The following is a 22,398-nucleotide window of genomic DNA, read 5'->3' on the forward strand; positions in this document are numbered from 1 at the left end:
TTGCTGAATAAGCTTTTGATGCTAGGTTTGTGCAACAAAGCCACTATCAAGACGACTATAGTAATCATCTTCAGGGAGAGAAAACTGTGTGATGAAAAAATTATTTAATCTATTTTTAAGTTCTTCTTCGCGATGATATTGCATAAAAAATAAAGGGCTGAATATTCAGCCCTTTATACACAATTTAGATCAAACTAACAACATATTAAAGCGCCGCAATCTGCTCCATATTCGCTTTAATTTTCGCTAACTGATCTGCAAATTCAGCAAGTTTCACTTTCTCGCCTTCAACCACAGCTGCAGGGGCTTTCGCCACAAAACCTTCATTCGCAAGTTTAGTTGCAATTTGGTCATGCTGCTTTTGAACCTTGTCTAAGTCTTTTTGCAAACGCCCCAATTCCGCTTTCGGGTCAATTAAACCCTTCATTGGAACGAATACAGACACATGACCGACAACACTCGATGAAGACAATGGCGGTTGTTCGCCATCCGTCAAGAAAGTAATGCTTTCAACTTTCGCCAATGCTTTAAACAACGGTTCAATACGAGAAATTTGTGCTTTTTCTGCTTCAGTCGTGTTCTGTAAAAGTACAGGCAATAAACGTGCATTACCTAGACCCATTTCACCACGGATGTTACGTACCGCACCAATCAAACCTTGTAGCCATTGCATATCTGCTTCGGCTTGTTCGTTGATTTTGGCTTCATCTGCAACAGGGTAGTTTGCCAACATAATGGTTTCGCCACCCAAGCCAATCATTGGCGCAAGGGTTTGCCAAATTTCTTCAGTCAAGTACGGCATGATTGGATGAGCGAGACGTAAAGAAGCTTCCATCACCGCAAGTAATACACGACGCACTTCGGCTTTACGTTCTTCAGAAACAGACTCATCATTCAGAACAGGTTTGGTCAGCTCTACATACCAGTCGCAGTATTCATTCCAAATAAAGTCATAAATTGCTTGCGCAGCCAAGTCTAAACGGTAAGTTGCAAAGGCTTGATGAACGGCTTGCTCTGCCTTTTGTAAACGGCTTACAATCCACTGTTCAGGTAATTCCCAAAGGTCTTGACGTGCTTCTTGACCAACCGTTTGACCTTCAACATTCATCAATACAAAACGAGTTGCATTCCAAATTTTGTTGGCAAAGTTACGATAACCTTCCACACGTTTCATATCAAACTTGATGTCACGACCTGTGTTTGCCAATGCACAGAAGGTAAAACGAACCGCATCTGTACCATAAGCCTGAATCCCTTCTGGGAATTCTTTGCGGGTTGATTTTTCAATCTTCGCCGCTTGTTTCGGGTTCATCAAACCTGTTGTACGTTTTTGTACTAAAGTTTCTAAATCAACACCATCAATCAAATCTAATGGGTCAAGTACATTGCCCTTAGATTTAGACATCTTCTGACCTTCGCCATCACGTACCAAACCGTGTACGTACACAGTTTTGAACGGTACTTGCGGTGTGCCATCTTCATTTTTCATGAAGTGCATGGTCATCATGATCATGCGCGCCACCCAGAAGAAAATGATGTCAAAACCAGTCACCAATACATCAGTCGGGTGGAAGGTATTTAAGAAATAGTTTTCTTTATCTTTCGCTTCGTCGCCCGTCCAACCTAAGGTTGAGAATGTCCAAAGACCCGATGAGAACCATGTATCGAGTACGTCTTCGTCTTGGTTCAATTCAACGTCAGTGGGGATGTTGTTTTTCGCACGAACTTCTGCTTCGTCACGACCAACGTACACATTCCCTTCAGCATCGTACCAAGCAGGGATACGGTGACCCCACCACAATTGACGAGAGATACACCAGTCTTGGATGTTGTTCATCCACGCCATGTACATGTTGCTGTATTGTTCAGGTACGAACTTGATACGACCGTCTTGAACCGCTTCAATGGCAGGTTGAGCAAGTGGCGCAATTTTTACATACCATTGGTCTGTGAGTAGAGGTTCAACAATCACGCCTGAACGGTCACCGCGAGGTGGTTTCAACGTGTACGGTTGGATTTGGTCTAACCAGCCTTCAGCTTCCGCTTGTTCAACGATCTTTTTACGTGCTTCAAAACGCTCTAAACCAATGTAGTCTGCAGGTGCAGGAATAGTTTTAGAAATTTGCTCGCCCGCTTTCGCAATGTATTCAAATTCAGCCAACACTTCCGCATTTTTGTTGAAGATGTTGATGATTGGCAATTCGCAGCGTTTACCCACTTCATAGTCATTGAAGTCGTGCGCAGGGGTAATTTTTACACAGCCTGTACCGAATTCTTTGTCGACGTATTCATCTTTAACGATTGGAACCGCACGACCAGTGATTGGCAGGATGATGTTTTGACCAACAAGGTGCGCATAACGCTCATCATCAAGCGCAACTGCAACGGCAGTATCACCCAGTAATGTTTCAGGACGAGTCGTTGCAACCACGATGTGATCTTTACCATCGTGTGTGCGAAGTGACTTGTCTTCAAAGAAATATTTGAAGTGCCACAATGAACCTGCTTCTTCTTTATCCGACTCAACTTCTAAGTCAGAAAGCGCAGTTTGCAGTTTTGGATCCCAGTTAACCAGACGTTTCCCACGGTAGATCAAACCATCTTCGTGTAGTTTTACAAACACTTCTTTTACAGCATTGGATAAACCATCATCCATGGTGAAGCGTTCACGTGACCAATCTACTGAGGAACCGAGGCGACGGATTTGACGAGTAATGTTGCCACCAGATTGTTCTTTCCATTCCCAGACTTTTTCGATGAATTTTTCACGACCCAAATCATGACGGCTGATGCCTTGTGCACCCAATTGACGCTCTACCACCATTTGTGTGGCAATACCTGCATGGTCTGTACCCGGTTGCCATAAGGTATTTTTGCCCGACATACGGTTAAAGCGAGTGAGAGCATCCATAATGGCGTTGTTAAAACCATGACCCATGTGCAAGCTACCTGTGACGTTTGGCGGCGGAATCATGATACAGAATGATTCGCCTTTTTCAGACGGCTTAAAGTAGCCGTTTTGTTCCCAAGTCTTGTACCATTTTTTCTCGATCTCGGTAGGATCGTAGGTTGTAGCAATATTTTGCGCTGAATCAGTCATAGTAAGAACAGGTTAAAAGTGAATAAAAAATTGCATCTATTGTAGCAAAAAAATCGCCCGCTAAGCGAGATTCAACTCAGCCAAACTTATCGCAATTGGCAGTTGGGCAAACTCATCGTATGATGGAGGATAAGTATGATAAAAACTTCAAGTTCTCCGTTGCCTGCAACACTGTTTTAAACTGGGTTTAAGCAACGGATTTTAAAATAGATGAAAACACATCAATACGGTCAAAATAGGCAAGTTCAGTTATGACTTATGCTGTATCTTTAAAATTAAAACCAGAAACATATCAAAGATTTCAACACATTCATCAACAACTCAATGCGGGTGAAATTAAAAGTTTATCTAAAGCTTTGGGGGCGGTACTGACTGATATTTCTTGTGAAATTATTGAGCAGCTTTTTGGTGAAATGTCACGTTCTAGCCATTCACTAGACGGTGAGTCCGAAAAAATAATTCAGCAAGTCATACAAACCATGCAAAAATATATGCCGTGGTCGGTGTCTTTTTTTGGCAATGAACGCTTAACGCCTATGGTGAATTATCTGGCAAGCATGATGGATCAGCAGGAAGGACAAGCTTTTGTGACTTATCCTGTCGATAGCATTGTCATGAAAGAAACTTTGGGTTGCATTGAGCAAATTCGTCAGGGCAACGGTGCATGTATTGCGCCAGCATTTAAAGGATTCACTCAAATTATTGATCAGGGCGTATGTTATTTAATTCGTGATCCGAAAAAAATGCTGAAATTTAATTTGGTGGTTGATAAAACTTTAAACGGCGTGATTCATTTGACTACGCAACTGGGGTATAAACGCTTAGACAAAATGGGTGCGCAATTCGATTTAGAAAGCGCAGAAATATATTTAAACCATTTTCTTGGGTTTTTGCAGCATCCTGCAAAGCCAAAGACTTAAATGTTGATGACTTAAATTTTTCAATAACGCGGACAAACGGTTATGGCAAAACGGGAAAACTTGGAACATAAAGTGGTGTGGATTACAGGTGCATCTTCTGGCATTGGTAAGGCATTGGCAAAAGCGTGTGCTTTACAAGGAGCCCAAGTGATTTTAACCGCACGTCGTTATGAAGAACTTGAAAAAGTACGCATGAGTTTGCTGAATCCTGAACGTCATCTTTCTGTATGTGCAGACATTACCAATGAAAGTCAGGTGTTACATGCCTATGAGCAAGTTTTGGCACGTAAAGGACGCATTGATTGGCTAATAAATAATGCAGGTTTAAGTCAGCGCGCTTTAATTGCCGATACCACTATGCAAACCGAACGCACCATTATGGAAGTGGATTATTTTTCTCAGGTCTTTCTGACCAAAACGGTCTTGCCGACCTTTTTACAGCAAAAACATGGCCGCATTATTTTTGTGTCTAGTGTTGCAGCCCTATTGGGTACGCAATATCGCGCGTCATATTCTGCAGCGAAAAGTGCCATTCACATGTGGGCGAATAGTTTGCGTGCCGAAGTGGCAGAGCAGGGCGTACAGGTTTCAGTGGTATTCCCTGGTTTTGTGAATACCAATGTGTCTTTTAATGCGTTGAATGGTGAAGGCAAACCACAAGGACATCAAGATGAAGCCATTGAAAATGGTTTAGATGCTGATGTTTTTGCTCAAACCACCGTCAAAGCACTCATGGCTGGTGATGAATATATTGTGGTCGGTGGCACTAAAGAAAAACTGGGTGTGTTGGTGTCGCGTTTATCGCCAAGTGCTTTATATAAAATGATTCGTAAAACCAAAGTGAAGTGACTTTTTTATCGATCTATGAAATTAAAAAAGTATTTCTGCTTAACCCTCACTTGCGCTTTGTTTTCAACAGTATTTTAAAACTTGCTCAGGAGAGGGAATTTTGATTATTAAATTTCACCCTACGTGAAAGCATATGATACTTCTTCTCTTCTGCAAAATAAGCAGCATCACTTTATAAGAAAGGGGGATAAAATTATTTCTGGACCGCCGTTCCATAAGCAAAAACTTCGACCATACCGCCTTGCATCCCTAATTCTGTAGTGCTTAAACGCAGGCCCATAATATGATTTGCCCCCATTTTTTCAGCATCTAATTTTAAACGGACGATGGCTTCACGACGCGCCCGCTCGACAATACTTTCATAACTGGTCAATCGTCCGCCAAAAAAGTTCTGAATATTGGCAATCACAAACTTAAAATAATCGTGAGAAATGACCACATTACTGTGTATCAATTGCCCAAAATTGGGACTGGTCTGGAAGCGGTTATTGTCAATCTGTATATAGCTTAAACGCAGTTCTTGTTCGGCTAAATATTTGAAATGTTTGCGTTCATTATATCGCCCAAAACCAAAACCTACGGCAAATAAAATCGCAAAGACAACAATTTGCAGAATTAAATTATCCATGTGATGTTATTCCTGTTTAATCATCTTTGGCTTAAGGGCTTACTGGAAATGGATCTGGAAGTTTAGGAATATCTGCCTCGACCACTACTGCTGTGCCATAAACAAATAGTTCTGAAGCACCTTGGGCAATGTTTGAGGTAGAAAAGCGAATCCCGACAATGGCATTGGCACCTAAACCACGTGCTTTTGCAATCATACGATCCATTGCTTCTTGACGTGATTCTTCTAGTAATTCGGTATAAGCCGTTAATTCACCGCCGACAATATTTTTGAGCCCTGCCAACAAATCGCGCCCCACATGCTTACTGCGTACTGTGCTGCCATAGACCACATCAATTTGTCGTGAAATACGATGACCCGGTATAGATTCAAGATTACTGAGCAACATAAGATTCTAATATTTAAAAATAAGGCATATTGAAGATATGAAATGTATTGGCAAAAAGCAATAAAAAAAGCCCACCGAAGTGAGCTAATTTAGTCTTTGTGTTTGAACTGTTAAGCAGCAATTTGAGGTAGACGCAAAGACTTATTGCGATTTACGTTCTGCCGATGATGCAGGTTGCGAAGTGACATCTGAAGTGTTGGTTTTTACACCGCCACCCAAAGATTTATACAACTCCACCTGATTGTTCAAATTAGCTTGTTCCAACAACAATAAACCTTGTTCTGCTGCATAAGACGTACGCTGCGCATCCAACACGGTTAAATAGTTGTCAATGCCTGCGCGGAAGCGTGCATTAGACAATTTGTAAGTGGTATTGGTCGCATCAACCAAGCGTTTTTGTGCCGCTAAACGATCACCAATATTTTGACGAACTGCCAAAGCATCATTTACTTCGCGGAACGCAGACTGAATTGATTTTTCATAATCAGCCAACGCAATTTGCTGATCTGTTTCTGAAATTTTGATGTTGGCTTGACGTGTGCCCCAATCAAAAATTGGCAAGTCGATGCTTGGGCCTACTGCCCAAACAAAACTGCCTGATTTAAACAAATCACTCAAGTCAGTTGACGCATAGCCAGCATTGCCCGTAAGGCTAATGCTTGGAAATAAACGTGCTTTTGCTGCGCCAATATTGGCACCCGCAGCCGACAGTCGATACTCTGCAGTACGGATATCAGGACGGTTATTCAGCAAGTCACTAGGTAAACCTGCACCAAATGCGGTAGTGTTGGTAATACGTGTCACACGCTGCGTTGGCAATAACGCACTTGGAACTTGTTCGCCCACCAACAAGTTCAGCAAGTTTTGTGCTTGCGCGACTTGGGTTTTATAGTTGGCAACGTCATTACGTGCAGTTTCGACAGAAATTTGTGCCTGACGGACAGGTAATTCACTATCAATACCGACATCAAAACGCTTCTTGTTCAGATTGTAAGATTCAAGCTGAGTTTTTAAGGTTTGGTCTGCCAGTTTCAAATTGGCATTGGCAAACGAGTAGTTGAGCCATGCTTGCGCCACCTGACCAATCAAGGCAATTTGTGTGGCATCGCGCGAGCTTTGGGTGGCTAAATAGCTGTCCAATGCATTGTCTTTTAAGCTACGTACACGTCCCCAAAAGTCCAACTCATAAGCAGTCACACCTAAGCCAACATTGTAGCTTGTTACAGGCTTAGTCGTACTCAAGGTATCTTGACGCAATACACTGCCACTTGCACCAATGGTAGGTAACTGGTTGTTTTCGGTAATTTGATAGGCTTGTTGGGCACGTTGGATATTCAGCGTCGCTGTGCGTAAATCACGGTTATTGTTCAATGCCATATCCAAGACTTGTAATAAGCGTTGATCGGCAAAGAAATCTTTATAACCTTGTTCAGCCATTGAAGTACCCGATGCAGCAGCAGTATAGCTGCTCGGAATACTTGCCTGAGCGACGGGCTCTGGCCCACGCATACTTTGACAGGCTGTCAAAGCAAGTGCGAGGGCAGAAACCGCAATACCACGGCCTGTATGCGACCATAAGTTTTGCATCACGATACATGCTCCTGATGATTTTGTTGTTTTGGTTTGTATTTAAAGATACTTCTAATCCAGACATAGAATACAGGAATAAAGAAGATCCCTAACAAGGTTGAGCTAATCACACCACCTAAAACACCATAACCGACCGAGTGTTGGCTACCTGCACCCGCACCTGATGAAAGTGCAAGTGGCAATACACCAAAACCAAAGGCCAGTGTGGTCATAATGATTGGACGTAAACGCATTTTTGCAGCATGCAAAGTCGCTTCAAACAGGTCTTCACCTTTTTCTTGTAGCTCTTTGGCAAATTCCACAATCAAAATCGCGTTTTTGGCTGATAAACCAATCACGGCAATAATTGCCACTTGGAAGTAAATGTTGTTGGATAGGTTCGGGTTTTTGAACAAAATCATGCCCCCGAAGGTAAGCAATAATGCTCCGACAATACCCAACGGTACCACCAACAGCACCGAGAATGGAATAGACCAGCTTTCATACAAGGCCGCCAAACACAAGAATACAATCAGTAATGACAGTGCATAGAGGAATGGTGCCTGATCGCCCGATTCACGTTCTTCAAGCGATAAGCCTGTCCATTCATAGTCAAAGCCGTTTAAGCCCATAGACGGTAGTTTTGCGACAATTTCTTCCATTGCTTGCATGGCTTCACCAGAACTGACACCTGGCGCAGGCGCACCCTGAATGTTCTTGGCAGATACGCCGTTATAGCGTTCCAAACGCGGTGAACCATAAGTCCATTCACCGGTTGCAAAGGCAGAGAATGGCACCATTTCACCACTGTTGTTGCGGACATACCACTTGTTCAGGTCTTCAGGCATCATGCGTGAGTCTGATTCAGCTTGTACATAGACTTTTTTCACACGCCCACGGTCAATGAAGTCATTGATGTACGAACCACCCCAAGCCATTGCCATCGTGCTGTTGATTTCAGCAATGCTGACACCTGCCGCACCTGCTTGCGCTTGGTCAATAATAATACGGTACTGAGGTGTATCTTCTTGACCATTTGGACGCACACCCATTAATCGTGGGTCTTTCGCTGCTTCACCCAACACTATATTTCGTGCCATGGTGAGTTTTTCATGACCATTGCCCGCAGCATCTTTCAGTTGCAAGTTAAAGCCTGAGCTGACACCTAATTCTGGCATGGCAGGAAGCTGTAATGGCATGATGTAAGTCGCATCTTTCACAATCATGTTCAGTGCCATACCACGTTGGATAATTGCACCAATTTGTGATTCAGGGCTGGTACGCTCACTCCAATCTTTTAACTTAATGAACGCCATACCTGCGTTTTGACCAATCCCTGAGAAAGAGAAGCCCGAAACACTAAACACCGATTGCACATGCTCTTTTTCATTTTCTCTGAAAAAGTTAGTCATGCTGGTCATGGTAGCTTCAGTACGTTCCAAGGTTGCATTTGGTGGGAGTTGTACCAGTGTCATCACCACGCCCTGATCTTCATCAGGCAAGAATGAAGATGGTAGTTTTTGGAACACTAAAACAATAATGCCCAGTACCACTACATATAAAACCCCCGAGAAGATTTTATGATGTGTCATGCGGTTAACACCGCCTTGATATTTAACTGAGAGCTTATCGAAACTGCGGTTAAACCAGCGGAAGAAACGTGCAAAAATACCGTTGCTTTCTGGCTTGTTTGGATCGTGCTGTTTGAGAATCGTGGCACACAGGGCAGGGGTAAAGGTCAATGCTACTAATAGTGATAGCACCATTGCAGTCACAAGGGTAATGGAGAATTGACGATAAATAACACCTGTCGTCCCGCCAAAGAATGCCATAGGTACGAATACTGCAGACAATACCGAGGTAATCCCGATCAGTGCGCCTGAAATCTGTTTCATGGACTTTTCAGTCGCCGCTACAGGGTCAAGATGTTCCTCGACCATGACACGTTCTACGTTTTCCACCACGACAATTGCGTCATCGACCAATAAACCAATCGCCAGTACCATGGCAAACATGGTCAGAGTGTTAATCGAGAAGCCAAACATATTGATTACGGCAAAAGTACCCAGTACCACCACAGGCACGGCCATAGTTGGAATAATGGTGGCACGCCAATTCTGTAAGAACAGGAACATCACAATAAAGACCAAAATGATCGCTTCAATTAAGGTTTTAACAACACTCTTAATCGAAAGTTCAATAAATGGCGTGGTATCAAAGGCCAATTCATCCTTTAAACCCTCAGGGTAGTTAGGACGTAATTGCTTGAGACGTTCTTCGACAGCAGCAGCAGTATCGAGGGCGTTAGCACCTGTAGACAATCTAATTGCGACACCGCCTGCAGGCTTACCGTTGTATTTAGAAATAAACTGATAGTTGTCTGCACCAAGTTCAATTCGTGCCACATCACCCAAGCGCACTTGAGCGCCCGAAGCGGTATTTTTTAGGAAAATATTGCTAAATTGTTCAGGTGTTTGCAGCAAGCTTTGCGCAGTTACCGTCGCATTCAAAGCTTGACCTTGAATTGCAGGTGCGCCGCCCAATTGACCTACCGCAACCTGTGCGTTTTGGGTGCGAATGGCTTGAGCAATATCACTTGGTGTGACTTGCAAACTTGCCATTTTGGCAGGATCCATCCAAATACGCATAGCGTATGAGCCACCAAAGACTTGCACTTCACCCACACCTGCAACACGGCTCAGCGGTTCAGAAATGTTAGAGTTAACATAGTCTTTAATGTCATCGGCAGAAAGGCTTTCATCAGGTGAGTAAAAAGCGAGAACCTGTAAGAAGCTTGCGCCTGATTTGGTGACTTTTACGCCCTGACGTTGCACATCATCAGGCAACAGCGCCGTAGCAGATTGTAATTTATTCTGTACTTGAACCTGTGCAATATCTGGGTCGATGCCTTGTTCAAAGTTTAATGTAATGGATGCAGCACCATTACCCGCACTGGTGGATGAAATATAGCGTAGTCCATCCAAGCCGTTCATTTGCTGTTCAATGATTTGTGTTACCGTGTTTTCCACCGTTTCAGCAGATGCACCCGGATAGGTTGCAGCAATGGTGACCGTTGGCGGTGCAATGGTCGGATATTGGGCAATTGGCATATTGGTGAGGGTAATAATCCCCGCCAACATGATTACCAATGAAATCACCCATGCAAAAATGGGGCGATGAATAAAAAAGTGAGCCATTGACGTCTACTCCTTATGCATTTGAAGTAGTTTTTGGTTCAGTGGCTTGGGCTTCTGAGGCTGGTTTGGCATCACCCGATTTTGCTGGTGCGGCAGGTGCGGCTTGCGGAGCAGCGCCTTGCGGTTGATATGGCTTAGCAACCACTTGCTGATCAGGTTTTACTTTAGCAACACCTTCTACGATCACTTTATCGCCAGTTTGCAGACCTTCAGTCACAATCCAGTTGCTGCCTTGCGTACCGACAGTGGTCACAGGACGCTGTTCAACGATACCTTTAGCATTCACAATCATCGCCATTGCCTGACCTGTTGGGGTGCGGCTAATCGCAGCTTGTGGAATCAAGATCGCGTTAGGAATCACACCTTGCACAATTTGCGCAGTGGCAAACATACCAGGCAACAATAAGTGATTTGAATTAGGGAACACGGCACGTAAAGTCACCGTTCCTGTTTCTGGGTTCACGCTGGCATCAGAAAAAGCCAAACGACCTTCAACAGGGTAGTAGCTGCCATCTTCAAGTTTTAACTTCACTTTGGTGTTGTTGCTGCTGTTTAAACTGCCCTGACTCAATTGCTGACGTAAGCGTAGTAATTCTGCGCTAGACTGATTGATGTCTACATAAATTGGGTCTAAGCGCTGAATAGTCACTAAGGGTTCCGCTTGATTCGCCGTAACCAGTGCACCTGCAGTTACCGTAGAGCGGTTAGTTTGCCCTGAAATTGGTGCGCGTACAGTCGAATAACCTAAGTTAATTTCGGCATTTCGTACTTCTGCTTGAGTCGCAGCAACATCGGCTTCGGCAAGTTTGACCTGTGCCACAATGTCATCATATTCTTGTTTAGAAATGGCATTGCTACCCACCAGTTGGCGGTAACGACCTTCTTTAACCCGCAACACATTCAGTTGTGCTTGTTGACGGGTGAGTGCTGCACGGCTACTGTCTAAACTGGCACGGTTGGTGCGCGAGTCAATTTCATAAAGTGCCTGACCTTCACGTACGTAGCTGCCTTCGGTAAATAAGCGTTTCAGAACCACACCACTCGTTTGTGGGCGAACTTCTGAAATTTCAAAGGCTGTGGTACGTCCTGACAGTTCTACAGACTGTTCCACGCTTTGTGGCTGTGCCACTAGTACACCAACCTCAGTCGGTGGCATTTGCTGAGCTGCACCTGCTTGCTGCGCATCTTTTGGATCTTTGCTACAACCCACAAGCGCTAAACTTGTGGCTAATGCGCAAGCAGTCAGGGCGGGAGCCCAAAGCTTTGCAGACATCATTCTTTCACCTCTATTAGATTTTTATCTAAACTTATGTATTGGTTTGTCTTGCAGATAATGAGCGCAAAACAGATACCATAATGTGATCCAAATAAAACTTATGCTCCAACCGGAGAGGACATCTGAAGGATAGTGCACTCCCAAATACACACGGGAAATGCCCATCAGCAACATCCACAACCATGCACACACAGATAAAATTTTATGTGCTGGATGTTGCAAACTCAGGTAAATCACCAAACAACCTAAAGTTGCAGCATAAAAACTATGGCCACTAGGAAATGAATCGCCAAAAGTTTCCACCAAATGCAATGCTTCAGGCGGGCGGGGTCGCGCGAATAGGTATTTGAGCAGCCACGACAGCGCAATACTTACGACCAGTCCTACACTGATAAAAACAATTTTTGCGTATTTTTTATACCAAGCCAAATAGAAACAGCATAGGCATGTTAAAAATAATACAAATGGCAAGCCACCTAATACAGAAAATGTGATTGCCAATAGATTCAAATGTGCGGTTCGTTGAGTACTTACAAACTCCACAATGGCAAAATCAACCTGTTGCCAACTTGGAATATTTAGCACTAAAACACTGATTATAAATAGTAAACTACCGAGATAAAGCAGTATTTTAGGCATGCTGAAAATCCCTGTAAGTTTAACCGATTTGCGCACGATTGATGAATGGAATAAAGTGTACTAGTCAGTACACTTTATTTCAAGCCAATGTAAATGAGAAGAATTTCTTTTTTTGTTACTTGGTGTGCAGCGTAAATGTGCACTAAATTTTATCATTCCGATCAGTATTTGAAGATGAATCATCATCTACAGTAAGGGGTTGTTTCGGGGGCCAAAAAAAGTCACTCGGACGGGTTAAAAAGTGAGTCAGCACCAGTTTTGCCAGAGGTTTCCACTGTTCAAAGCGTACCCGACGTGCACGCAAAGCCACAATAATGGTTAAAGTAAAACTGACAAATAAGTTGGTTAAACCAATCAGCAGCACGCCTAAAAATGATACAATAATCAGGCCAATTTCAGGTGAGCCATTAATATTCATTAAACCCTGAATAAAGTTGGCCGAAGCGAAGGCAATGTGGCGAATATCAATAGGTAAACCCAAAATATATCCCAGTGTTGCGGTACTCCCGAGCATAATCCCGAACAGGAAATTACCTGCCAAAGCCCCTAAGTTTCGTTCTATATAAGTGGCAAATATATTGAGACGTTCTTGTCCGAGTAGCTTTTTTAAATGCAGATGGGCTTTTAGGCGTGGCCCGACTTTTCGATACACCGCCATGTTATCGAAATAACCTGCAATCAAACCAGACAGAAATAAAAATACCCCGGCAATGGCGGCATGCGGAATGGCAAGTGACGTAAACGGATTCAAGTCGTGCAGCAAATGGGATGCTTTGGCGTGTGACATCAACGGTTCATGCAACATCGCATCCCAACTAAACGCAATTAAGGCTGCAACTGGAATCGCAATCGAAATATTGCCCAAAATGGCGACGAATTGCGTACGGATAATATTAATAATTAAGGCAGCAAGTTCGGCTATTTGCGCCATCTTAGAGCCTTTGCGGTGTTGAACCGTCGAGGCTAGTGCTGCTGCAGTCATCGCGGGTTGTTTAGTGGCAACGGTAAAGTGCAAGACATGAATTAGCATAAAACCAAATGAATAAATCATGCTGTTGATGATAGCCTGCATCATCGGGGCAAGGACTAAACGCGAGGCGAGGGTTTTTAAAGTCGCCATCATGGCGATTAAAACACCTGCACCTGCTGCAGCTTTATACATGCTCCAAAAGCCGTCTTTATCGGTGCTTACATAGTGCTCACCTGTTTTACTAGCATTTTCAGTGACTTGCAAGGCAATTAACTCACTATTTTCTGCAAGCAATGAGCGTACACTGCGTTCGCTATACAACGCCGAAGTTACATCTACCAGTAATTGTCCTGCCGAAACATAAGCAACTTTGTCTTGCGCCACGATTAAATTTAGCAACAGTTCAATCCGCTCTAAACATTGTTCCAGTAAAGACAATAAATAGGTCAGGCTGATACTGACGCCAGTTCGTTTAGTGGCACGACGAATTTTACTGCTGACATCATGACATTGGTCAATCATCACTAAAGCTTGAGAGGCATCGGGTGGTTGAATGGCACTGATTTGATCGTGTTGCTGATCGGCAATTTTATAAAGCTGAATAAACTCGTTGATTTCACGGTTTTGTGCCAAAAAAGGTGAATCATACTCACTCAGTTCAGGGTAGGCATTTATAAATTCAGGATATAAACCAATCCCACTGACCCGATACGACAACACTGTCAGGGCTTTAATAATTTCACTGCGAATCAGTCGTTTTTGCGTTTGTCCACCATTTCCGCGATTCAGTAAAGTAAATAATTGCTGCCATTCGGCATCTTCAATATTGCCGAGCCAGTATTTGTCACTACGCAGTGGAAAAACCCGACGGACTAAATCTTGCAGTTGGCTTTCATCATGAATCAGCGGTAAAAAATGCGCGCCTAAACGCTGAAACAACTGATTCCAAAAGCCATCGAGCGATAAAATACCTGTGTCGGCATATAAACTGGTCTGTTTGTATTGATTGATTAGACGTAAAACAAAATGTTGCAAGGTTGAGCTGGCATCAGGCGTCAGCAGAAGGGCTTGTAAAAAAGCCTGAAACTTTTGATGGGTTTCTTCTAAATCTTGAGTGTCACTTGGACGGATACGATTGACCAGTTCAATCAGCAGATTTTCATCCAAAACAGCTTTCGGTGTATCCAGCTGTTCTTGCATTTTTCTAAATAAATCGTTGAATTTTATATGCATAAGCTGCTTAAACTATTGAATGCGATGTAAAGCCAATAAGGCTAAATTCTTTAAGGCCTGACGAGACTCTGAATCTGGCAATGCTTCTAAAGCGGTAATTGCGGCTTCAGTTTCTTCTGTGGCACGTTGGCGGCAATAATCGAGAGCGCCAGAGGACTGCACAATCGCAATGACCTGATCGAGGTCTGAAGTACCACCTGTGGCAATACTGCGACGAATAATTTGATGTTGTTCGCCTGTTGTATTTTGTAAAGCAGAGATTAAAGGCAAAGTCGGTTTGCCTTCCATTAAATCATCGCCAATATTTTTACCTAATGTTTCAGCATCTGAGGTGTAATCTAAAATATCATCAATAATTTGGAAGGCATTACCAAAGTGTCCTGCAAATAAACGCAAAGGCTCACGGTATTGCGGTGTACCAGTTAAAATTGCAGCACCTTCGGTTGCCAGTTCAAATAAACGTGAAGTTTTTCCGTGAATAATGTCTAAATAAATTTGTTCTGTGGTATCAGGTTGATGCTGTGCCTGTAATTGTAAAACTTCACCTTCGGCAATTTGACAAGTGCCCGTAGAAAAGTCTTTCAGCAACACCAAATCGTTTAAATCGACCAATAAGTCAAAGGCGCGGGAAATTAAGAAGTCACCCACTAAAACTGCAGTCTGGTTATTCCATGTTGCATTGGCTGTTGGGCGACCACGACGTAAACCTGACTCATCTACAACATCGTCATGCACCAAAGTTGCTGTATGCAGCATTTCAATAATGGCCGCCAGTTTACGCTGACGTTCCAAATCTTCTGCACCACAAGCTTTGGCCGCAAGTAGGCACATAATTGGACGCATCCGCTTACCGCCAGCTTCAACCACATGCTTGCTGACCGCCATCACTAACGCGACTTTAGAGGTAATCCCTTCATTAATAAAAGTATCCATCGCAGCAAAATCAGAAGCAACAGGGGCGAGAATGTCTTGCTTAAAGTCGATGGTCATGTGAAGGGAAACCTCAATAATATTGAATGACAACGTACTTGAATCAGTTGTAACTTATCTTACAGCTAAGGGAACTGCTTAAGTCTGCGAAAATACCGCAATGAATGCAATAGTTAGTCAACTGTCAAATGCTGTAATTGTTAATTCTACTGGAAAAGGAAGTCAATAACTTTGTGGGTAAATTCAGTTGTTTGCTCAACTTGGCATGATTTTAACAAGCATGTCAGTTTACGCCAACACAATCTGGCTATATGGATTGACCCATTGAAGATGGATAAGGCTGCAAAAGTCATTTACGTGGCTGTGTATTAAACAATCAACCTTGTTGTGCAATAATTGCCGCAAATGGCTTGTTGTTTGTGTGAATATCCCTTAAAATCCTTGCCCTTGAATAACCCCCAGTGGCGTTCGTTTTAAGATCGATATATCCCTTTATCGGCACGACGACACGGGCATGTTTGGAGTACATTATGTACGCAGTAATCCAAAGCGGTGGTAAACAGCACCGTGTTGTTGAGGGTGAAACCCTTAAAGTTGAATTATTGAAAGCTGAAACTGGCGCAACTATTACGTTTGATGACGTATTAATGGTTGTAAACGGTGACAACGTTCAAATCGGTGCTCCAGTTGTTGCTGGCGCTAAAGTAACTGCAGAAGTGGTTGGTCATGGTCGTCACGACAAAATCCGTATTGTTAAAATGCGTCGTCGTAAACACTACCGTAAGCAACAAGGTCACCGTCAATGGTTTACCGAGTTGAAAATTACTGGTATTGCAGGCTAATCACTAGGAGTAAATAGACATGGCAACTAAAAAAGCCGGTGGATCGACTAAGAACGGTCGTGATTCGAATCCTAAGATGTTAGGTGTTAAAGTTTACGGTGGTCAAACTGTAACTGCTGGTAACATCATCGTTCGTCAACGTGGTACAGAATTCCACGCTGGTGCAAACGTAGGTATGGGCCGTGACCATACTTTATTTGCTACTGCTGACGGCGTAGTAAAATTCGAAGTGAAAGGTCAATTTGGCCGTCGCTACGTATCTGTTGAAGCGTAAGCAACAATAGAAAAAACCCACAAGTGATTGTGGGTTTTTTTATGCCTATAAGATTGCAAAAAACTCAGAAGTAGATGCTTTTTATATCTTCATCATGATGGATAAATTTCTACATATTATATTAATAACAATACAAAACTTCTTATTTTCTATCATATTAGCGCCAGAAATTGGTTTAAGATGGGACATCCAAAACATTGCGACTAAGCAAATATAAAAAGGTGAATCTATGAATATGCTTCGTAAAACCATGTGTGCTGTGGCATTGGGTGCAACGACTTTAGCACCAATCATGAGTACCACAGTGTTTGCTGCGCCAGTGGCAGCATCGGAGCAACAGGCGACAGCAAATTTAGTTAAACAATTAAACGGTATTAAAAGTTTCACTGCTAATTTTGAGCAAACTACCAAAGTCAGCAACAATGGCAAGGCTTTGCCAAACCGTGGTCTATCGGCTCAACACATGAACCAGAATTTTAAAGGCGTGATGAAAGTTGAACGTCCAGGCAAATTCTTCTGGGAAACCACCAGTCCAGCCAAACAGACAATTGTAACCACAGGTAAAACGGTATGGATTTATGACCCAGACTTACAGCAAGCGGTACGTCAAAGTTTAGATGATCAAGTGGCGAATACACCTGCATTATTGCTTTCGGGTAATACCAATCAAATTATGCAGTCGTATCGTGTGACCCAGCCGAATAAGTCAAAAACCTATTACACCTTATACCCAAAAAGTGATGATGGCGTATTTCAGAGTTTAACTATTAGTTTTGGTGCACGTAACGCGCCAACTTTAATGATTTTGCAGGATTCATTGGGTCAAACCACGCATGTGCGTTTTAACAATGTGAAAGTTAATGCCAAAATTCCTGCATCGACCTTTAATTTTACTCCACCAAAAGGCACCGATATTATTGATCAATAATCGAATGATTCCGTACGTTGTTTTTTAGCATAATTTGCTATCCCCATCCGAGCCTTCTCCCGCAGGGAGAAGGTTTTAACTTCAGCACAGTAGAAATTTATTTGAATAGCTTCCCTAAAAATCCACAATTTCTGTGGATAAATCTTGGGATAATTCACATTTTGTAGTATGCAGGATATAGACGGAGTTATCACAGATCATCATTATGCATTAGTGAAATGCCTACAATATTTTGATTTATAATGAAAAAATAAAAATAATCAAGCAAAAAACTGAGAAGAAATTTTAAATAATTTTATCCCCCGATTATTCCGTTACACAACTGCTCTAGGATTGAACAGCAAGAGTTATCTATAGTCTTGACTAATTTAATTGAACCAATTTTATCGCAAGATTTGTGTAGGCTTGCATTTCAAATCATCGGATTTTATGAGTCGTGGTAGAGGGGAATTTAATGCAATATTTAAAATCACAGGTATTGTGGGGTGCTGTCACTTTAAGTTCAGTATTGATATTGACGGCATGTCAGCCTAAAAATGACACAGCTTCAAAAACCAAAACAGAGCAAACTGCGCCTGCAGCTGTTGCAGCTGATCTTCCCGTGATTCAAGCTAAAGTGCTGGCGCTTAAATTGCCACAACAGCAAATTTGTGATGAAGATGGCTGCACTGCTTATGATATTCAGACGGTAAAAACCAATGTGGCGTGGATTGATGAATATTTTATGCAGCGTTTGCAAAAGGCAGACCCTATTGCATTTTCCAAAACTGCGGCATCAAATGAAACGCCAAATGTCGAAGAAACTGATCCTATGCAGCAGAGTCAGAGCTCTAGCTATGTGCGATATATCGGGCAACACGCCAATTTAGCCACGTTTAGTCTGCAAAGCTATAGTTATCCTGCGGGTGCAGCGCACGGTATTCATCACCAAGAATTTGTAACTTTTGATTTAAAGCAGAAAAAGCGTTTGGCGCTGCAAGATATTATGCTGCCAAATTCAGAAGCCAAAATGACAGAAGAATTGTTTAACCATAATTATAATTGGCTAAATGAACATGATATTTCCCGTGAAAAGTTTAAACTGAGCGATAATTTTTATTATGGTGCCAATGGTTTGGTCTTTGTTTATCCGTTGTATGAGCTTGCCTCTTATGCAGAAGGTATGCCTGAATTGGTGTTGCCTTATTACGCAACAGCACAATTGATCAAGCCTGAATATTTACCAAGTTTGCCGCAGTATCCGAGCCAATAAAATTGCACAAAAATACGCAGAGATTGCTGTAATAAGGTGCAGCTGTGAATCGGGTTACTGTATTTTTTAACCCGAAGCGCTTACACTATAGCCAGTTTTTTTCTTATTCCAAGATTGGCTATGATTGACCCGAAATTACTCAGAAATAATATTGAGGCTGTAAATTTAGCCTTGGCAAAACGTGGTGTGCAGTTAGATGTGGCAGAGTGGGCAGCACTCGAAGCACGTCGTAAAGAATTGCAATCTAAAACCGAAGCCTTACAGGCAGAACGTAATTCGGGTGCCAAACAAGTCGGTCAGATTAAAAAAGCAGGTGGCGATGCTTCTGAAATTATGGCACGTATGGCTGCCATTGGTGATGAAATCAAAACTGCTGAAGTGGCTTTGGCAGAATTGCAAGATGAGTTAGAAGCCAAATTGCTGTCTATTCCAAACTTGCCCGATGAGTCTGTGCCTGAAGGTAAAGATGAAGCTGATAATGTAGAAGTATTGAAATGGGGTACACCACGCCAGTTTGATTTTGAAATTAAAGATCATACCGACCTTGGCGAAATGATGGGTGGTTTGGAATTTGAAACTGCAACCAAACTGACAGGTTCCCGTTTTAGTGTTCTGAAAGGGCCGTTGGCGCGTTTACAACGTGCAATTACACAGTTCATGTTAGATACGCATACTGTTCAAAACGGTTATACCGAAGCTTATGTACCGTATTTAGTCAATGCAGAATCACTGCGTGGTACTGGGCAACTGCCTAAATTTGAAGAAGATTTATTCAAATTACAAGGTGAAAAAGAATACTATCTAATTCCAACTGCCGAAGTTCCTGTCACCAACTTTGTACGTGATGAAATCATTGACCCTGAACGCTTGCCATTAAAATATGCCGCGCATACACCTTGTTTCCGCAGCGAAGCGGGTTCTTATGGTCGCGATACTCGTGGTTTAATCCGCCAACACCAATTTGATAAAGTCGAAATGGTGCAGATCGTAAAGCCAGAAACCTCAATGCAGGCTTTAGAAGAATTGACTGGACATGCTGAAGGCATTTTACAGGCACTTGGTTTACCGTACCGTAAAATTATTCTATGCGGTGGCGATATGGGCTTTGGTGCAACAAAAACCTACGACTTAGAAGTTTGGGTGCCAAGTCAAAATACCTACCGTGAAATTTCATCATGCTCAAACATGGGTGATTTCCAAGCGCGTCGTATGAAAGCACGCTACCGTGCCGACCAAAAGAAAACTGAATTTGTGCATACATTAAACGGTTCAGGTCTGGCTGTAGGACGTACTTTATTGGCCGTTATGGAAAATTATCAACGTGCTGATGGTTCGATTGAAATTCCTGCAGTATTACGTCCGTACATGGGCGGTTTAGAGTTTATAGACTAAGTTGAGTAAGATTCGGCTTAGGATGAAATTGCTTACAAACAGATTTAAATATTGAGGTTTCGTGTGGATATTTTTCCAATCTCGTTAAAGTTGCAGCAGCAACCTTGTTTGATTGTGGGCGGTGGACATATTGCTTATCGTAAAGCACTGTTACTGGCTAAAGCGGGCGCAAAAATTGATGTACTTGCTCCTGAAATTGATGACAGTTTACTGCAACTGGTGCAGCAGAGTCATGGGCAGTATGTGCAGGATGTTTTTAGTTCATCTACTGCGTTGCGTCACTATCGTTTGGTGATTGCTGCAACAGATAACAATTTGGTCAATCAGCAAGTTTTTGCAGCTTGCGAAGCCGAAAATGTGCTGGTCAATAGTGTTGATGATCCGCCACATTGTCGTTTTATGGTGCCTGCGATCATTGACCGTTCGCCTTTAGTGATTTCAGTTGCAAGTAATGGCACATCTCCCGTGTTATCACGTCAAATTCGTACTCAACTGGAAAGCAGTATTCCGCATGGCATGGGAAAACTGGCTGAGTTTTCAGGTCAGTGGCGTGCAGCGGTAAAACAGAAAATTGTAAATCCAGAAGAGCGCCGTATTTTTTGGGAGGAGTTATATGCTAGCCCTCTTAAAGAACAGGTGTTCAATGACAATCTTGACGCTGCAAACCAAAGCATACAACACGCTTTAGCGGAATGGCAAACACCGAAAGGCGAGGTGTATTTGGTTGGTGCAGGGCCGGGTGATCCTGAATTGCTGACCTTAAAAGCCTTACGATTAATGCAGCAAGCCGATGTGGTGATTTATGACCGTTTGGTGTCTGCACCCATTTTGGAATTGTGCCGCCGTGATGCTGAAAAAGTTTATGTTGGAAAGGCGCGCTCTAACCATGCTGTGCCGCAAGAAGGTATTAATGCGTTATTGGTTAAATATGCACAAGCAGGTAAGCGAGTTTGCCGTTTAAAAGGTGGTGATCCTTTTATTTTTGGGCGTGGCGGTGAAGAAATTCAAGAGTTGTATGAAGCAGGTGTGTCATTTCAGGTCGTACCAGGCATTACTGCAGCGTCGGGCTGTGCGGCTTATGCGGGTATTCCACTGACCCACCGAGATTATGCGCAAAGTGTGCGTTTCTTGACTGGACATTTAAAAGAAGGTTCCCCTGAATTGCCGTGGTCAGAATTGGTGTATGAAAATCAGACTTTGGTGCTGTATATGGGCTTGGTTGGCTTGGAAAGCATTTGTGAAAAACTGATTGCGCATGGACAACGGGCGGATATGCCTGTCGCCTTAATTTCTAAAGGCACGACACCTGAACAAAAAGTGGTGGTGGGGACGTTGGCGAATATTGCCAGCAAAGTCGAACAGCACCAAATTCAGGCGCCTACCTTGACCATTATTGGTGAAGTGGTGAGTCTGCGTGAACAGTTACAATGGTTGTAGGGTGTATGATTGCGCCCTGACAAAGTGAGAGAAACAAGTGATTCATGTTGTTTTATATGAGCCTGAAATTCCAGCCAACACAGGCAATATCATTCGTTTATGTGCCAATACAGGTGCGCAATTACATTTGATTCAGCCATTAGGTTTTGAGTTGGATGATAAAAAGCTAAAACGTGCAGGTTTGGATTATCACGAATGGGCACGTATGCAAATTTGGGATAATCTTGAGCAATGTTTGGCTGATTTAGACAGCAAAGGCGTGGGTTTGGATGCGATTTATCCATTAACCACCAAAGGCACAGAAACACCGCATACTTCAGATTTAAACCGACCGGTTGCCTTGTTGATGGGGCCTGAAACACGCGGTTTGCCAGAAGCTGTACGCATGTTGTTTCCGCAACAGCACTGGATTCGTTTACCAATGGCAGAAAACTCACGCAGTTTAAACTTGTCCAATGCAACGGCTGTAATTGTGTATGAAGCATGGCGTCAGCAAGGTTTTAAAGTATTGCTCTAATTTGACATTCATTTATTAAATTGGGGCGATCTTCAGCATCAATAATCTTCCTTGATG

General features: G+C 42.8%; 18 protein-coding genes. 9 read left to right on the forward strand and 9 right to left on the reverse strand.

Annotated features, from left to right (window positions below):
- Nucleotides 1–205: 205 nt before the first annotated feature.
- Entirely contained in the window at nt 206–3,100 is a 2,895-nt protein-coding gene (locus tag AC0T5Z_RS03565; RefSeq protein WP_435337362.1) for a valine--tRNA ligase, read from the reverse strand.
- 251 nt (nt 3,101–3,351) lie between these two features.
- Between AC0T5Z_RS03565 and AC0T5Z_RS03570 the strand changes: the two genes are divergently transcribed.
- Nucleotides 3,352–4,020 carry a hypothetical protein gene (locus tag AC0T5Z_RS03570; RefSeq protein ID WP_291333844.1) on the forward strand — a complete coding sequence of 223 codons (669 nt, stop codon included), beginning with the start codon at nt 3,352–3,354 and terminating at the stop codon, nt 4,018–4,020.
- Between the two features lie 42 nt (nt 4,021–4,062).
- Complete coding sequence (locus AC0T5Z_RS03575) at nt 4,063–4,869, forward strand: SDR family NAD(P)-dependent oxidoreductase (protein ID WP_435337363.1); 807 nt, start codon at nt 4,063–4,065, stop codon at nt 4,867–4,869.
- 193 nt (nt 4,870–5,062) lie between these two features.
- Here the strand turns inward: AC0T5Z_RS03575 and AC0T5Z_RS03580 are convergent, their stop codons facing one another.
- The 8 genes from AC0T5Z_RS03580 to sdsA all read right to left on the reverse strand — a co-directional run bounded on the left by AC0T5Z_RS03580 (nt 5,063) and on the right by sdsA (nt 15,759).
- Complete coding sequence (locus AC0T5Z_RS03580; RefSeq protein ID WP_435337364.1) at nt 5,063–5,497, reverse strand: YbjQ family protein; 435 nt, start codon at nt 5,495–5,497, stop codon at nt 5,063–5,065.
- 31 nt (nt 5,498–5,528) lie between these two features.
- Complete coding sequence (locus AC0T5Z_RS03585) at nt 5,529–5,885, reverse strand: YbjQ family protein (protein WP_435337365.1); 357 nt, start codon at nt 5,883–5,885, stop codon at nt 5,529–5,531.
- A gap of 141 nt (nt 5,886–6,026) precedes the next feature.
- A complete protein-coding gene (gene adeK / locus AC0T5Z_RS03590) occupies nt 6,027–7,472 on the reverse strand; it encodes a multidrug efflux RND transporter AdeIJK outer membrane channel subunit AdeK (RefSeq protein WP_435337371.1) in 1,446 nt (481 codons plus the stop codon).
- The gene (locus AC0T5Z_RS03595) at nt 7,472–10,651 is read right to left on the reverse strand and encodes an efflux RND transporter permease subunit (RefSeq protein WP_435337366.1); all 3,180 of its coding nucleotides are present in this window, start codon (nt 10,649–10,651) and stop codon (nt 7,472–7,474) included. Before AC0T5Z_RS03595 ends, adeK begins: the two co-directional genes overlap by 1 nt.
- 13 nt (nt 10,652–10,664) lie before the next feature.
- Nucleotides 10,665–11,927 (reverse strand): efflux RND transporter periplasmic adaptor subunit, encoded by a 1,263-nt coding sequence (locus tag AC0T5Z_RS03600; protein ID WP_291333834.1) that lies wholly within the window; start codon nt 11,925–11,927, stop codon nt 10,665–10,667.
- A gap of 21 nt (nt 11,928–11,948) precedes the next feature.
- Nucleotides 11,949–12,566 carry a phosphatase PAP2 family protein gene (locus AC0T5Z_RS03605; RefSeq protein WP_435337367.1) on the reverse strand — a complete coding sequence of 206 codons (618 nt, stop codon included), beginning with the start codon at nt 12,564–12,566 and terminating at the stop codon, nt 11,949–11,951.
- A gap of 142 nt (nt 12,567–12,708) precedes the next feature.
- Nucleotides 12,709–14,769 carry a site-specific recombinase gene (locus AC0T5Z_RS03610; RefSeq protein ID WP_435337368.1) on the reverse strand — a complete coding sequence of 687 codons (2,061 nt, stop codon included), beginning with the start codon at nt 14,767–14,769 and terminating at the stop codon, nt 12,709–12,711.
- A gap of 12 nt (nt 14,770–14,781) precedes the next feature.
- Entirely contained in the window at nt 14,782–15,759 is a 978-nt protein-coding gene (gene sdsA / locus AC0T5Z_RS03615) for an All-trans-nonaprenyl-diphosphate synthase (RefSeq protein WP_291333828.1), read from the reverse strand.
- 470 nt (nt 15,760–16,229) lie between these two features.
- Here sdsA and rplU point away from each other — a divergent pair, with 470 nt between their 5' ends.
- From rplU to AC0T5Z_RS03650, 7 genes are all read left to right on the forward strand, one after another.
- A complete protein-coding gene (rplU, locus tag AC0T5Z_RS03620) occupies nt 16,230–16,541 on the forward strand; it encodes a 50S ribosomal protein L21 (RefSeq protein ID WP_004972275.1) in 312 nt (103 codons plus the stop codon).
- A 19-nt stretch (nt 16,542–16,560) separates the two neighbouring features.
- Nucleotides 16,561–16,815, forward strand: a complete 255-nt coding sequence (gene rpmA, locus AC0T5Z_RS03625) for a 50S ribosomal protein L27 (protein ID WP_004760935.1) — start codon at nt 16,561–16,563, stop codon at nt 16,813–16,815.
- A 229-nt stretch (nt 16,816–17,044) separates the two neighbouring features.
- A complete protein-coding gene (lolA, locus tag AC0T5Z_RS03630) occupies nt 17,045–17,743 on the forward strand; it encodes an outer membrane lipoprotein periplasmic chaperone LolA (protein ID WP_179990204.1) in 699 nt (232 codons plus the stop codon).
- 454 nt (nt 17,744–18,197) lie between these two features.
- Complete coding sequence (locus AC0T5Z_RS03635; RefSeq protein ID WP_291333817.1) at nt 18,198–18,995, forward strand: RsiV family protein; 798 nt, start codon at nt 18,198–18,200, stop codon at nt 18,993–18,995.
- 120 nt (nt 18,996–19,115) lie between these two features.
- The gene (gene serS, locus AC0T5Z_RS03640; protein WP_291333815.1) at nt 19,116–20,387 is read left to right on the forward strand and encodes a serine--tRNA ligase; all 1,272 of its coding nucleotides are present in this window, start codon (nt 19,116–19,118) and stop codon (nt 20,385–20,387) included.
- Between the two features lie 63 nt (nt 20,388–20,450).
- On the forward strand, nt 20,451–21,824 hold the full coding sequence (gene cysG / locus AC0T5Z_RS03645) for a siroheme synthase CysG (protein ID WP_291333813.1): 1,374 nt from the start codon (nt 20,451–20,453) through the stop codon (nt 21,822–21,824).
- Between the two features lie 37 nt (nt 21,825–21,861).
- Entirely contained in the window at nt 21,862–22,341 is a 480-nt protein-coding gene (locus AC0T5Z_RS03650; protein ID WP_291333811.1) for a tRNA (cytidine(34)-2'-O)-methyltransferase, read from the forward strand.
- Nucleotides 22,342–22,398: the final 57 nt, after the last annotated feature.

The organism is Acinetobacter pengchengensis (assembly GCF_982235305.1).

Coding starts and splice junctions, on each gene's coding strand:
- AC0T5Z_RS03570 (WP_291333844.1), top strand. CDS start 3,352: ATGACTTATGCTGTATCTTTAAAATTAAAACCAGAAACATATCAAAGA.
- AC0T5Z_RS03575 (WP_435337363.1), top strand. CDS start 4,063: ATGGCAAAACGGGAAAACTTGGAACATAAAGTGGTGTGGATTACAGGT.
- AC0T5Z_RS03600 (WP_291333834.1), bottom strand. CDS start 11,927: ATGATGTCTGCAAAGCTTTGGGCTCCCGCCCTGACTGCTTGCGCATTA.
- sdsA (WP_291333828.1), bottom strand. CDS start 15,759: ATGACCATCGACTTTAAGCAAGACATTCTCGCCCCTGTTGCTTCTGAT.
- AC0T5Z_RS03635 (WP_291333817.1), top strand. CDS start 18,198: ATGCAATATTTAAAATCACAGGTATTGTGGGGTGCTGTCACTTTAAGT.
- AC0T5Z_RS03585 (WP_435337365.1), bottom strand. CDS start 5,885: ATGTTGCTCAGTAATCTTGAATCTATACCGGGTCATCGTATTTCACGA.
- AC0T5Z_RS03580 (WP_435337364.1), bottom strand. CDS start 5,497: ATGGATAATTTAATTCTGCAAATTGTTGTCTTTGCGATTTTATTTGCC.
- lolA (WP_179990204.1), top strand. CDS start 17,045: ATGAATATGCTTCGTAAAACCATGTGTGCTGTGGCATTGGGTGCAACG.
- AC0T5Z_RS03565 (WP_435337362.1), bottom strand. CDS start 3,100: ATGACTGATTCAGCGCAAAATATTGCTACAACCTACGATCCTACCGAG.
- AC0T5Z_RS03605 (WP_435337367.1), bottom strand. CDS start 12,566: ATGCCTAAAATACTGCTTTATCTCGGTAGTTTACTATTTATAATCAGT.
- serS (WP_291333815.1), top strand. CDS start 19,116: ATGATTGACCCGAAATTACTCAGAAATAATATTGAGGCTGTAAATTTA.
- adeK (WP_435337371.1), bottom strand. CDS start 7,472: ATGCAAAACTTATGGTCGCATACAGGCCGTGGTATTGCGGTTTCTGCC.
- AC0T5Z_RS03610 (WP_435337368.1), bottom strand. CDS start 14,769: ATGCATATAAAATTCAACGATTTATTTAGAAAAATGCAAGAACAGCTG.
- rpmA (WP_004760935.1), top strand. CDS start 16,561: ATGGCAACTAAAAAAGCCGGTGGATCGACTAAGAACGGTCGTGATTCG.
- rplU (WP_004972275.1), top strand. CDS start 16,230: ATGTACGCAGTAATCCAAAGCGGTGGTAAACAGCACCGTGTTGTTGAG.
- AC0T5Z_RS03595 (WP_435337366.1), bottom strand. CDS start 10,651: ATGGCTCACTTTTTTATTCATCGCCCCATTTTTGCATGGGTGATTTCA.